Source organism: Bradyrhizobium sp. AS23.2 (assembly GCF_001908185.1).
Taxonomy (GTDB): domain Bacteria; phylum Pseudomonadota; class Alphaproteobacteria; order Rhizobiales; family Xanthobacteraceae; genus Bradyrhizobium.
In genome coordinates this window covers 1-12,902 of sequence record NZ_LGHM01000227.1, presented here as the reverse complement: position 1 = coordinate 12,902, position 12,902 = coordinate 1, and the positions used below count along the sequence as shown (strand labels likewise).

Sequence of the window (12,902 nt, the reverse complement as noted above, 5' to 3'; positions counted from 1 at the left end):
GGCCCGGCTCTCTCCCCGCGGCCATCCTTCGAGACGCCCGCTTTCAGCAGGCTCCTCAGGATGAGGAAATCACTTGCGACGCCCGAGCGTTACCGCGTGAGCTGCTGGGCGTGCCGGTTGTCCGCACTCGCCTCGGCCTCGGACCAGGACTGCGGCTTGACCTTGTCTCCGGCCGCGAACTTCTGGAAACCTTCGACCACAACCTTGTCGCCGGCCTTGAGGCCTTCGGTGACGAACCAGACGCCGTCCTGCACCGAACCGGTGCGCACCGGCTGCACTGCGATGCGATTGTCGTCCTTGACGACGAACACCTCGCTGCCGCCACCGCCATTGCGCTGGATCGCCTGCTGCGGCACTGCGATGGCATCGGAGTCCAGGCCCTGGTCGATGCGAACGCGGACATACATGCCCGGCAGGAGCTCGCGCTTGGGATTGCGGAACTCGCCGCGCAGCGTCACCTGGCCGGTATAGGCGTCGACCTTGGCGTCGGAGAACAACAGCTTGCCGTCGAGCGAATAGATGGTGTTGTCGTCGAGCACGAGGTGCACCTTGGCGGCATCGGGCGCGATGCGCTCGAGGTCGCCGCTCTCGAAGGCGCGACGAAGCTGGTTGAGCTCGGTCACCGACTGGGTGAAGTCGGCGTAGATCGGATCGAGTTGCTGGATGGTGGCGAGATTGGTCTCGTTCTGGACTGCGAGCGCGCCCTCGCTGACCAGGGCAGCACCGACGACGCCTTCGATCGGCGCGCGCACGGTGGCATAGTCGAGATTGAGCTTGGCGCGCGCGAGCTCGGCCTTGCGGCCTTCGACCTCGGCATGGGCCTGGCGCTCCGCCGCCACCGCCTTCTCATTTTCGGCTTCCGGCGCGGCGCGCTGGCTGGTCAGCGTGGCGATGCGGTGCGCCTGCTGCTTGGCCTGCATCAGCGCAGCCTCCGCCTTGGCGAGCCCGGCCTCGCTGGCCATCACCTCGACCTCGAACGGACGCGGATCGATGCGGTAGAGCGGATCGCCAGCCTTCACCTCGCTGCCCTGGCGGAACAGTCGTTCGACCACGATGCCGGACACGCGCGGCCGCACGTCGGAGACGCGCGTCGGCGCAATGCGGCCCGGCAGCTCACGCACTACCGCACGCGGCTGGGGTTTCACGGTGACAATGCTGACATCAGGATCGGCGGGCTGGGCGGCAGAGGCGGTAGAACTCGATTCACCACAGCCGGCGAGCAGCGGCGCGAAGGCCGCGAGCATCATTGCAACGCATGCCGATCGCGCTCGAAGTCCTGACATGAAGTGGGGTGCCCCGATGTTGTTGAAACGAAGTCACGCTTCCGCGCTGGCCCGTTCTGGGCGATTCCGCGCGGCTGACGTGTTCAAGATAGAATGGACTTGTTGCGACGCAACGCATCGCGCGGGCGGCTCAATGTCACACGGCCTTATCACCCTGTGTTCTGTACGCTTTTCGGGATTCACCGGATTGTGAGTCGGGTTCCATCGCGGCCTGCTGCGACAGAAGATCGCAATCACTCCTGCACGATGGTCTGGCGCAGTGCCTCCTCCTCCGCCTCCTGCAAGGTGGTCGTATCGGTCCTGTAGAAACAGGCTGGGCATTTGCGGTTGGGGCCGAGCACCTGCGCGAAGAAGGCCGTGGGCCCTTCGTCATGCCAGGCGCTGGCGGAATTCGGTGTCCTCGGCGATTGACCGCATCATCTGCCCCGCGAAGGAGGCATCGTAAGCCGCCCCTGACGCGGTTTGCGCGTTGAGTTCCCCAGCTCTCCACGGATTCGGCGTATCCGGCGCTTTTTTTTGGGCTGGCGCTGTGCCATAGTGCGGGCCGCTCAGGCTTTCGTAACGGATGACATCGGCTATGCGCACGCCGTCAGGCACCTCGCCTTATATGGACATCGAACTCACCAAACTGTCGTCGCCCAGCGTGTTTCTCGTGCGGATGCTGGTCTTCCTGGTGCTCTGCACTCTGATCTCCGTGGTGCTCTACAAGCAGATAACGAATGCCTTTTTCTTCAATCCGGGCCTCAACGCGCTGATCGGCGCGGTTCTTGTCATCGGCATCATCCTCTCCTTCCGGCAGGTCATCCGGCTCTACCCCGAAGTGAGGTGGGTCAACAGCTTCCGGATGGCCGACCCGGGGCTGGTGCCGAGCGGCCACCCGCGGTTGCTGGCCCCGATGGCGGCGATCCTCGGCGGCGAGCGGACCGGACGCATGACGATCACGCAGCAGACCATGCGCCATCTGCTGGACTCGATTGCGACCCGCCTCGACGAAGCCCGGGATATCTCCCGCTACCTGACGGGGCTGCTTGTCTTCCTCGGCCTGCTTGGCACCTTCTGGGGCCTGATCGAGACGGTCGGCTCGGTTGGCGCGATTATTGGCGGCCTGAAGGTCGGGGGCGACGCCGGGGCCCTGTTCGACACGCTGAAGGAGGGCCTCGCCGCCCCGCTCGGCGGCATGGGCATCTCGTTCTCCAGCTCGCTGTTCGGCCTCGCCGGCTCGCTTATCCTCGGCTTTCTCGACCTGCAATCGAGCCAGGCGCAGAACCGTTTCTACACGGATCTCGAAGACTGGCTCGCCACCACCGTGCGCGAATATGGCCGCGGCGAGGTTGCCGTTGCCGCCTCCGGCGGCGGTGTTGCCAGCGGTGAACTCCAGGCTGCGGTCGAGCGTCTGCGCTCCGTGCTCGAGGAAGGCAGCGCCAGCCGCGGCACCACGGCGGCCATGGCGAGCCTTGCCGAAGCCATCCAGGCGCTGGTCTCGCACATGCGCACGGAGCAGCAGATGATCCGGGAATGGGCCGACGGCCAGGGCGAACAGAACCGCGAGATCCGGCGCCTCCTGGAACGGATCGCCCGCCAGCCCGAAAAGAGCTGAGGACTCGCTGAACTATCGTGCCCCGGACGCAGCGCAGCACGCGGTGGTGCGCTGCTGAGCCGGGGCCCACCGACAAGACTCTGGGTCCCGGCTCTGCGGAGCAGCGCCAAGGCGCTGCACCGCGTCCGGGACACGAAAGAACGGAGACGTAAATGGCTCTAGCCCGCGGCCGCCGCAGCGAGGGCGCCTTCAACTACTGGCCGGGATTCGTCGACGCGCTGTCGACGTTGGTGCTGTCGATCGTATTCCTGCTGTCGGTGTTCCTGGTCGTACAGTTCTTCCTGTCGCAGGAGGTGACAGGCAAGGACAAGGCGCTGGAGCAACTCAACGCCAAGATCGCCCAGCTCAACGAGCTGCTGTCGCTGGAAAAGCTCGGCAAGCTCAGCCTCGACGACCAAATGTCGCAACTGAGGGCCGGCCTCGCCTCGGCCGAGTCCGAGCGCGATCGCATGAAGGGCCTCTATGAGGGCCTCGCCAATGCCGGCAACGACGCGCAGGGAAAGACCACCGAGCTCAGCAAGGCGCTGGACTCGGAGAAGGCAGTCTCGGCGCGGGCGCTGTCCCAGATCGAGGTGCTGAACCAGCAGATCAGCGCGCTGCGGCGGCAATTGGCGGCGCTGGAAGAGGCGCTCGACGCCTCCGAGAAGCGCGACAAGGAATCGCAGAACAGGATCGCCGATCTGGGCTCGCGCCTGAATGTGGCACTGGCGCAGCGCGTGCAGGAATTGTCGCGCTACCGCTCGGAGTTCTTCGGCCGCCTGCGCGCCATCCTCGGCAATCGCCCCGACATCCGCGTCGTCGGCGATCGCTTCGTGTTCCAGTCCGAAGTGTTCTTCGACACCGGCCAGGCGACCCTGCTGCCCGAGGGCCGCACCGAGCTCGACACCGTGGCGAACGCGCTGATCGAGCTCGACAAGAAGATTCCGGCCGATATCCCCTGGGTGCTGCGCGTCGACGGCCATACCGACGTGCGCCCGGTCACGGGCCCGAACTTCAAGTCGAACTGGGACCTGTCCGCGGCCCGAGCGATCTCGGTGGTGCAGTACCTGATCTCGCTCGGCGTGCCCGCTCAGCGCCTGGTCGCCGCCGGCTTCGGCGAGTTCCAGCCGCTCGACACGGCCAGCACCGAGGACGCCTACAAGCGCAACCGCCGCATCGAGCTGAAGCTGACGGAGCGGTAGTGAGCACTCTCCACCTCCGCCCCTACCGACCTGAGGACGAGGCGGCCGCGATCGACCTCTGGCATCGCACCTGGCAGCAGGCCTATCCGCAGATCGACTTCGCCGCGCGCCTGGAATGGTGGCGCGAGCGCTGGCGCAATGATCTGGTGCCGAAGGCCTCGATCGTCGTCGCCGAACAGGACGGCGCACTCATCGGCTTCGTCACGATCGACGGCGAAGGCTATCTCGACCAGCTCGTGGTCGATCCGGATCGCTGGGGCTCGGACGCCGCACGGCTGCTGGTCGATGAGGCCAAGCGCCTTTCACCGGCAGGCGTCACGCTGCTCGTCAACAAGGACAATGCCCGCGCCATCCGCTTCTACGAGCGCAACGGCTTTGCGCATGCCGGCGGTGACGTGAATCCGACCTCGGGTCGGCCGGTGCTGAAGATGGAATGGCGGGCGTGACGCCTGTCACGCCGAGATCCTGCACCCCTTCCAACCAAAATGTCGAAAACAACCCCATGCAAAGTAGCGGCGCAGTTGGCGGTGCCGGGGCGTAAGAGCCTCAAACGCAATCGTTTCTGGACGTAATGGAGCAATCCAGACCTTTCCGCAGTCATGCCCCGCGCAGGCGGGGCATCCAGTACGCCGCGGCCTCTCCGTATCCTCGCACTGCCTCGGAGTACTGGATCACCCGCCCTCGCGGGTGATGACACTGTGATTGGGGCTGCGCTCTGAACGCCTCACGCCCCCTCGAACTGCAACCTTGCCAACCTGGCATAAAGCCCGTTCGCAGCGACGAGCTCGGCATGCGTGCCCTGCTCGACGATCTTGCCCTGGTCCATCACCAGGATGCGGTCGCAGGAGAGCACGGTTGCAAGCCGGTGCGCGATCACCAGCGTGGTGCGATGGCTCATCAGCTCCTCGAGCGCGGTCTGCACCAGTGTCTCGCTTTCGGCGTCGAGTGCGGAGGTCGCTTCATCGAGCAGCAGCAGCGACGCATCGCGCAGGATCGCACGCGCGATGGCGATGCGCTGGCGCTGGCCGCCGGAGAGCGTCACGCCGCGCTCGCCGAGCGGGGTCTCGAAACCTTCGGGCAGACGGCGGATGAACTCGGCGGCATGTGCCAGCTCGGCGGCCCGCTCGACTTCGGCGTCGCTCGCATCGGGGCGGCCGAAGCGGATGTTCTCGCGGGCGCTCGCGGCGAACACGTTCGACTCCTGCGGCACCAGCGCGATGCGGGAACGGAAATCGCGGGGGTCGGCGGACCTGACGGGCACGCCGTCGAGCGAGATCGCGCCGCCCCGAGGATCGTAGAAGCGCAGCAGGAGATGAAAGATCGTGCTCTTGCCGGCACCGGACGGACCAACGATCGCGACTTTCTCGCCGGGGCGCACGGTGAATGACACGGCATCGAGCACATTGACGTTCGGCCGCGCGGGATAAGCGAAGCTGACGTGATCGAAACCGACCTCGCCGCGCGCCGGCACCGGCAGCGCGCGCGGAGACGCAGGCGCGGTGATGTCAGGCTGCACATGCAAAATCTCGAACAGGCGCTCGGCGGCGCCGGATGCAGCCGAGACCTCGCCCCAGACCTCGCTGAGCTGGCCAAGGCCCGCGGCGGCGAACGCGGCATAGAGCACGAACTGGCCGAGCCGGCCCGGCGAGATCGCACCAGTCAGCACGTCATGCGAGCCGATCCAGAGGATCGCGACAACGCTTGCGAACACGATGAAGATGATGATGGCGGTGAGTACCGCACGTGCCTGGGTCGAGGTGCGCGCGGCCTCGTAAGCCTGCTCGACCTCGCCGCCGAAGCGCTTCTCGGCGAGCCCTTCGCTGGTATAGGCCTGCACGGTGCGGATCGCGCCAACGAGTTCGCCCGCGTAAGCCGAAGCATCGGCCAGCGTGTCCTGCGCGTTGCGCGACAGCCGCCGCACCCAGCGCCCGAACGCGACCAGCGGCAGCACGATCAGGGGAATGGCGAGCAGTACGAAACCGGAGAGGCGCGGGCTCGTGATCACCATCATGGCCGCAGCGCCGAAGAACATCATCAGATTACGCAGCGCGATCGATACGGACGCGCCGACGGCGGATTTGATCTGAGTGGTGTCGGCGGTGAGACGCGATACGAGCTCGCCGCTGCGCGCGGAATCGAAAAAGGCCGGCGAAAGCGACAGCAGGTGCGAGAAGACGTCGCGCCGCAAATCGGCAACGATGCGCTCGCCGATCGTCATCACGAGGTAGTAGCGCGCGGCACTTGCGAGGGCGAGCACGGCGACGACCGCGATCATCACCGCGAAGTAATTGTTGATCAGCGCGATGCCTTCCGGCGTCAGGCCGAAATCGATCATCCTGCGCACCGCGACCGGCACCAGCAGCGTGGTCAGCGCCGCAATCGTCAGCGCGACGAAGGCGAGCGCGGCCCGGCCGCGATAGCGGTTCACATAGGGCGCGAGCGCGAGCAAAGGACGGAGCTTGGCACGGCCCTTGGCGGGCTGCTCGATCAGCTCGGCTTCGACTGAAGGGGCTTCGGCTGGCGCGGTGTTGCGCTCGTCGCGGTACTGGTCGTCAAGCCGTTCCACTGCGCTCATAAGATCGGACCCAAGGAGACAAGTTAGCTCCACATAGGCCGGTGCAGGAGGAGTGGCAAATCCGGGATGTCCCTTAAGTGGCCGCCCGGTTCTCCTGTTCCCACAATGACTTGTTTTAGGCCCCCCCCGTGGGGTATAGAGCCGCCCAAATCCGTCATCGATAGTCACTCAAGCGAGAGGCGCCGGGCGCCGGCGAATTGCCATGAAAGCCGAAATTCATCCGAATTATCATACCATTACGGTCGTGATGACCGACGGAACCGAGTACCTGACCCGCTCGACCTGGGGCAAGGAAGGCGACAAGCTGCACCTCGACATCGACCCGAAGTCGCACCCGGCCTGGACCGGCGGCTCCCAGCAGCTGATGGATCGCGGCGGCCGCGTCTCGCGCTTCCAGAAGAAGTTCTCGGGCTTCCTCAAGAAGGATTGATCCGGCCGCAAGGCCCGGAACGAAAAAACGCCCCTGCGAGACCAGGGGCGTTTTTTGTTTTTTGCCGTCATTCCGGGGCGCGACAAAGTCGCGAGCTATGACGCGCAATTGCGCATCTGAGAATCCATAACCACGATCGGGAGTATGGATTCTGGGCCCGCGCCAAGAGGCGCGTCCCGGAATGACGGCCGTGATTGTCGATTGGAACTTACCGCTCGAACGCAGCCTTCAGCGCGTTGAGATGCGGCACCAGCGGATTGCCGATCGCGGGGACGTCGGCGGGCGGGGTGTGGATGCTGGTGTCGAGACGGCGCACGCGGATCTGCAGGTTCATCGAGCGCTGAATCAGGTCCTGCAACTGCGTGGGCAGCTTCTCGATGGTATCGGAAGGACCGGGATCCGCAGCCGAGAGCTTGACCTTGGTCTTCTCGCGGTTGGCCTGGCTCAGCGTCATCTCGCCTTCCTTCACCGCGCGGTGCAGCAGCAGCCACGAAGCGAGCTGCATCAGGCGGGTGGTGAGACGCATGCTCTCGGTTGCATAAGTGAGACTGACGGCACGATCGAGCGCCTTGGCCTCGGTGCGGCCGGCACCGTCGAGATAGGCGGCGGTTTCTTCGACGAGATCCATGCCCTCGCGGAACAGGGCGCCGAACGCCGCAGAATTGGTGAACCGTTCGCTGAGTTGAACGAGAGCCCCGTCGGCCTGCAAACGTTCCATGGTTAACGCCCCTTACGCAACTGTTTACCTGTCCGGCTTTGGCGCCGGCTTATGATGAACAAATCATTGCGCGGGCGGGACGCGGAGTCCAGCGGCAAGCACGGATATGGTTTCCGCGCGTCTTTTTCTCGGAATTCAACTGCAACGAGACGCAGGGCAAAAAAAAGAGCCGCCGGAGACCGGCGGCTTTGAAAGTTGATAACAGGGAGGCGTCAAACAGAGTGGACAGGAGCCACTCGGTGTCCAAAAGAGGACAGTGCAGTCATAAACCCGAAAGCTTAATCGACCGTAAATGAACGAATTTTTTGAGGGTTCGTTAGTCATGTCGGTCAGTGGCCGAGTGAGGTCTCGTTGCGTTCGCTATCAGCCGTCATTCCGGGGCGCGACGAAGTCGCGAGCCCGGAATCCATAGCCCCAGGGCGATGAAGTGGCCGGGCTGTTAGCCTGCCCGTTTCAATGGCCTGGGGTTATGGATTCCGGGCTCGGCGCTGACGCGCCGCCCCGGAATGACGACCGGGAAATTCCTGGCAGTCGATCCTTGCGCGAGGCATGGGTCCCGGCTCTGCGGAGCAGCGCTACGCGCTGCACCGCGTCCGGGACACGAGACAGAGAGTCAAAAATCCTACGACTTGAAAAAACTATTCGCCGCATCGCGCGAGGTGCGCTTCCTGGTGGCGGCTTCCTCCAGTCTCGCGATCTCGGTCTTGAGCAGAGCGACGCGCTCGGTCAGTTCCTCGACAGACAAGAGTGAGAGATCCTGTCCGATTTCATGCGTGATCTTCTTGCGCGGGCGGTCGTCGTCTTCCATCGACATCGTCGTTCCTCCTGCGTTCGCGCGGGCACACCGCTGAAGCGGTTGCCAGCTCGGACCGCGCTGGCTAAGCAATGGCATCGTTCCAACCCGCACCTTTGCTCAAGGACACATCATGGACAAGCTGCCCGCGCGAATGACCGTGGTCGCCATCTCCAAGCCCGGCGGACCAGAGGTGCTGGTACCGGAACAGCGCACCGTTCCGCAGCCCGGGCCCGACGAGATCCTGGTCAAGGTGCAGGCCGCGGGCGTGAACCGGCCCGACGTGGCGCAGCGTTCCGGCGCCTATCCGCCGCCGCCCGGCGCCAGCGACCTGCCCGGCCTCGAGATCGCGGGCGAAGTGGCGGCGGTCGGCAGCAATGCCAAGCGGCACAAGATCGGCGACAAGGTGATGTCGCTCGTCGCCGGCGGCGGTTACGCGCAGTACTGCATCGCCCAGGACGCCCAGGCGATGAGCGTGCCGCCGGCGCTGTCGATCAAGGAAGCCGGTGCGCTGCCGGAAACACTGATGACGGTTTGGCACAACGTGTTCGAGCGCGGCGGCCTGAAGGCCGGCGAGACGCTGCTGATCCATGGCGGCTCCTCCGGCATCGGCACGATGGCGATTCAGCTCGCGAAGGCATTCGGCGCGAAGGTGATCGTCACCGTCGGCTCGCAGGACAAGATCGATGCCTGCCTCAAGTTGGGCGCCGACCGCGCCATCAACTACAAGACCGAAGACTTCGTCGCCGTGGTCAAGGCGGAGACCAACAATGCCGGCGTCAATCTGATCCTCGACATGGTCGCCGGCGACTATGTCGACCGCAACTATGACGCCGCCGCGGTCGACGGCCGCATCGTGCAGATCGCAACCCTCAACGGCCCCAAGGTGAGCGTCAACATCGCCAAGGTGATGGTCAAGCGCCTGACGCATACCGGCTCGACGCTGCGCCCCCGTAGTAATGCGGACAAGGCGGCGATGGTGGCCGCGATCGAGGCGAAAGTGATGCCGCTGCTGCGCGAAGGCCGCATCAAACCGGTGATGGACAGCACTTTCCCGCTGGAAAAGGCCGCCGACGCGCACCGGCGCATGGAAACCTCCGCACATATTGGCAAAATTGTGTTGGAGGCCTAGGTCTCTGGCCCACCGGGGCAAGGCGGAAACCCTTTGATTTTCCTCGCTTTCGTGGCATCTATCGCGACGCGCCGAACTACTTCTGTTCGGTCTGAAATCGCCTTGCACACGAAGTTTGCGTCGAACGCGGAGAACTGACCTTGCGTCTGATCAGGTGCCTCGCGCCCATCGCGCTGGGCCTCATGATTCTCGTCGCCGCGTCCCCAGCACGCGCGCTCGACGCCGTCAGCGTCCGCAGCGACGCGCCTGCGATCGACCTCACCGGTGTGCTCGAGCATCAGCGCAGCGACGCCGACCGCATCCAGGTCTCCACCGCGCCCGGAACCGACGGCATCGTCCGCCGCATCGAGGTCCGCGCCCGCGAAGGCGGTCAGAACTGGGTGGTGTTCGCGCTCGCCAACAACACCGACGACCAGCTCGACCGCCTGATCGTCGCCCCGCATTACCGCATCGTTTCTTCAGGGCTGTTGTGGCCCGACCTCGGGCTGTCGCGCATCGCGACCATCACGCCGTCCATCGGCGACCGGCCGGAACGCCAGGAGAGCGCGACCGCAGACGTGTTCCGCATCACGCTCGACCCCGGCGCCGTCGTCACCTTCGTCGCGGAGCTGCGCACCGACAAGCTGCCGCAGCTCTATCTGTGGGAGCCGGAGGCCTACAAGGACAAGGTCAACTCCTTCACGCTCTACCAGGGCATCGTGATCGGCATCTCGGGCCTGCTTGCACTGGTGCTGACCATCCTGTTCGTGGTGAAGGGCAGCATCATGTTCCCGGCGGCCGCGGCGCTGGCCTGGGCGGTGCTGGTCTATATCGGCGTGGACTTCGGCTTCTGGGGCAAGGTGCTCGACATGTCGAACAACGCCGAGCGCATCTGGCGCGCGGCGGGGGAAGCGATCCTGGCGGCAACGCTGCTGGTTTTCCTGTTCGCCTATTTGAATTTGAGCCGATGGCACGTGCGCTATTCGCACATCACGGTGGGCTGGCTCGCCTTCCTTGGGTCCCTCGTCGCGCTCGCTCTGTTCGATCCGGCCGTCGCCTCCGGCATCGCGCGCATGTCGCTGGTGCTGATCGCCTTCGCCGGCTTCGCGCTGATCGTCTATCTCTCCACCCACGGCTTCGACCGCGCGGTGCTGCTGATCCCGACCTGGTTCCTGCTGGTGGTCTGGGTGGTCGCGGCCGGCATGACGGTGGCGGGTTCCGTCACCAACGACATCGTCGGCCCTGCCCTGCTCGGCGGCCTCGTGCTGATCGTGATGCTGATCGGCTTCACGGTGATGCAGCACGCCTTTGCCGGCGGCGGCGCCACCACCGGCGTCGTCTCCGACATCGAGCGGCGGGCGCTGGCGCTGGCCGGCTCCGGTGACCTGATCTGGGACTGGGACGTTTCCGCCGACAAGGTTTTCACCAGCCCCGAGACCGAAGCCCTGCTCGGCCTCAAGCGCGGCACGCTGGAAGGCCCGGCCGCCTCCTGGCTCGAAGTGCTGCATCCGCTCGACCAGGACCGTTTCCGCGCCGCGCTCGACAGCGTGCTCGACCAGCGCCGCGGCCGCCTGGTGCAGGACTTCCGCCTGCGCACGCCGGACGGCCATTTCATGTGGTTCGCGCTCAAGGCGCGCCCGGTGGTGGGCTCGGACGGCGAGGTCTCGCGCGTCGTCGGCACGCTCACCGACGTCACCGAGCTGCGCAACGCCGAAGAACGCCTGCTGCACGATTCCGTGCATGACAATCTCACCGGCCTGCCCAACCGCAAATTGTTCATGGACCGGCTCGGCGCGGTTGCGAATTTTGCCAAGAGCATGCCGACGCTGCGGCCGACGCTGATGGTGATCGACCTCGACCGCTTCAAGCAGGTCAACGATTCCGTCGGCATCGCAGTCGGCGATTCCATCCTGCTGACGCTCGCCCGCCGCCTCACCCGTATCCTGAAGCCGCAGGATACGCTGGCGCGGCTCGCGGGCGACCAGTTCGGCCTGATCCTGCTCTCCGAGCAGGACCCGGCCCGCATCACCGCCTTCGCCGAGACCATCCGCAAGACCATCCGCGCGCCGATCGCCTTCAACGACCGCGAGATCTTCCTGACCGCCTCGATCGGCCTCGCGCTCTCCGATCCGCAAACCCAGCTCACGGACGAGATCATCAAGGACGCCGAGCTCGCGATGTATCACTCCAAGCGCATCGGCGGCGACCGTATCGACGTCTATAAGCCGGCGATGCGCGCGCGGAAGACCGACCGCCTGACGCTCGAGAGCGAGCTGCGCCGCGCCATCGAGCGGCAGGAGATCACGATCCTGTACCAGCCGATCGTGCGGCTGGAGGATCGTTCGATCGCCGGCTTCGAGGCGCTGGCGCGCTGGGATCACCCGAAGCTCGGCCGCATGGCGCCGTCGGAGTTCATCAGCATCGCGGAAGAGACCGGCCTGATCATCGACCTCGGCATGTTCGTGCTCGACCAGACCGCCAAGCAGCTCTCGGTGTGGCAGCGCGCGATGCGCTCGCGCGAGCCGATCTTCGCGTCCGTCAACGTCTCCTCGCGGCAATTGCTGCGCCACGACCTGATCCACGACATCCGCACCGTGCTGTCGCGCTCGTCCGTGGCGCGCGGCACGCTGAAGCTGGAACTGACGGAATCGCTGGTGATGGAGAATCCGGAACACGCGGCGCAGATGCTGACGCGGATCCGCGAGCTCGGCACCGGACTCTCGCTCGACGATTTCGGCACCGGCCATTCCTCGCTCGCCTACCTCCAGCGTTTCCCGTTCGACACCATCAAGATCGATCAGTCGTTCGTGCGCACCACCAATCGCGGCACCCGCCCGGTAATCCTGAAGTCGATCATCGCGCTCGCGCACGATCTCGGCATGGACGTGGTGGCGGAAGGCGCCGAGACTGATTCCGATGCGGTCGAGCTCTACCAGATGGGCTGCGAATACGCGCAGGGCTTTGCCTTCGGCGAGCCGATGGACGCGGACGCGGCCATGCGGCTGCTCACGGAAGTGCGCCTGGAAGCGGCGAGCTGATCCTTCTTCCCCTCTCCCCCTGTGGGCATTTGAAGTCTCACGAGAGGCCGTCATGCCCGGGCTTGTCCCACGGCTGTCCGGTTTAGATTTTCTGGACAGAGCGCATGGCGTTGATTCTAGTCGGTTCTGGACGTCTGCAAGCGTTCCGGGACACGACAAGAGGTCATCGCCATGCC

10 protein-coding genes are annotated in these 12,902 nt (G+C 65.3%); 6 read left to right on the top strand and 4 right to left on the bottom strand.

Annotated features, from left to right (window positions below; genetic code table 11):
- Positions 1 to 89: 89 nt before the first annotated feature.
- A complete protein-coding gene (locus AC630_RS38105; RefSeq protein WP_143198634.1) occupies positions 90 to 1,283 on the bottom strand; it encodes an efflux RND transporter periplasmic adaptor subunit in 1,194 nt (397 codons plus the stop codon).
- A 577-nt stretch (positions 1,284 to 1,860) separates the two neighbouring features.
- Here AC630_RS38105 and AC630_RS38095 point away from each other — a divergent pair.
- From AC630_RS38095 to AC630_RS38085, 3 genes are all read left to right on the top strand, one after another.
- Positions 1,861 to 2,880: a flagellar motor protein MotA gene (locus AC630_RS38095; protein ID WP_083636543.1), complete on the top strand. Its 1,020-nt coding sequence runs from the start codon at positions 1,861 to 1,863 to the stop codon at positions 2,878 to 2,880.
- A gap of 152 nt (positions 2,881 to 3,032) precedes the next feature.
- Positions 3,033 to 4,061 carry a peptidoglycan -binding protein gene (locus AC630_RS38090; RefSeq protein ID WP_074123511.1) on the top strand — a complete coding sequence of 343 codons (1,029 nt, stop codon included), beginning with the start codon at positions 3,033 to 3,035 and terminating at the stop codon, positions 4,059 to 4,061.
- Positions 4,061 to 4,507 (top strand): GNAT family N-acetyltransferase, encoded by a 447-nt coding sequence (locus tag AC630_RS38085; protein ID WP_074123510.1) that lies wholly within the window; start codon positions 4,061 to 4,063, stop codon positions 4,505 to 4,507. Before AC630_RS38090 ends, AC630_RS38085 begins: the two co-directional genes overlap by 1 nt.
- A 278-nt stretch (positions 4,508 to 4,785) precedes the next feature.
- On the opposite strand, the gene AC630_RS38080 is transcribed toward AC630_RS38085, so the two are convergent.
- Entirely contained in the window at positions 4,786 to 6,636 is a 1,851-nt protein-coding gene (locus AC630_RS38080; protein WP_074123509.1) for an ABC transporter ATP-binding protein/permease, read from the bottom strand.
- A 202-nt stretch (positions 6,637 to 6,838) separates the two neighbouring features.
- Between AC630_RS38080 and rpmE the strand changes: the two genes are divergently transcribed.
- Positions 6,839 to 7,066 carry a 50S ribosomal protein L31 gene (gene rpmE, locus AC630_RS38075; protein ID WP_074123508.1) on the top strand — a complete coding sequence of 76 codons (228 nt, stop codon included), beginning with the start codon at positions 6,839 to 6,841 and terminating at the stop codon, positions 7,064 to 7,066.
- Between the two features lie 208 nt (positions 7,067 to 7,274).
- On the opposite strand, the gene rcdA is transcribed toward rpmE, so the two are convergent.
- Both rcdA and AC630_RS38065 read right to left on the bottom strand, forming a co-directional pair.
- Entirely contained in the window at positions 7,275 to 7,784 is a 510-nt protein-coding gene (rcdA, locus tag AC630_RS38070; RefSeq protein WP_074123507.1) for a protease adaptor protein RcdA, read from the bottom strand.
- A 622-nt stretch (positions 7,785 to 8,406) separates the two neighbouring features.
- A complete protein-coding gene (locus tag AC630_RS38065; RefSeq protein ID WP_074123506.1) occupies positions 8,407 to 8,598 on the bottom strand; it encodes a DUF1192 domain-containing protein in 192 nt (63 codons plus the stop codon).
- A 112-nt stretch (positions 8,599 to 8,710) separates the two neighbouring features.
- On the opposite strand from AC630_RS38065, the gene AC630_RS38060 reads away from it, so the two are divergent.
- Positions 8,711 to 9,709, top strand: a complete 999-nt coding sequence (locus AC630_RS38060; protein WP_074123505.1) for an NAD(P)H-quinone oxidoreductase — start codon at positions 8,711 to 8,713, stop codon at positions 9,707 to 9,709.
- A gap of 140 nt (positions 9,710 to 9,849) precedes the next feature.
- Positions 9,850 to 12,726 (top strand): EAL domain-containing protein, encoded by a 2,877-nt coding sequence (locus tag AC630_RS38055; protein WP_074123504.1) that lies wholly within the window; start codon positions 9,850 to 9,852, stop codon positions 12,724 to 12,726.
- Positions 12,727 to 12,902 lie beyond the last annotated feature (176 nt).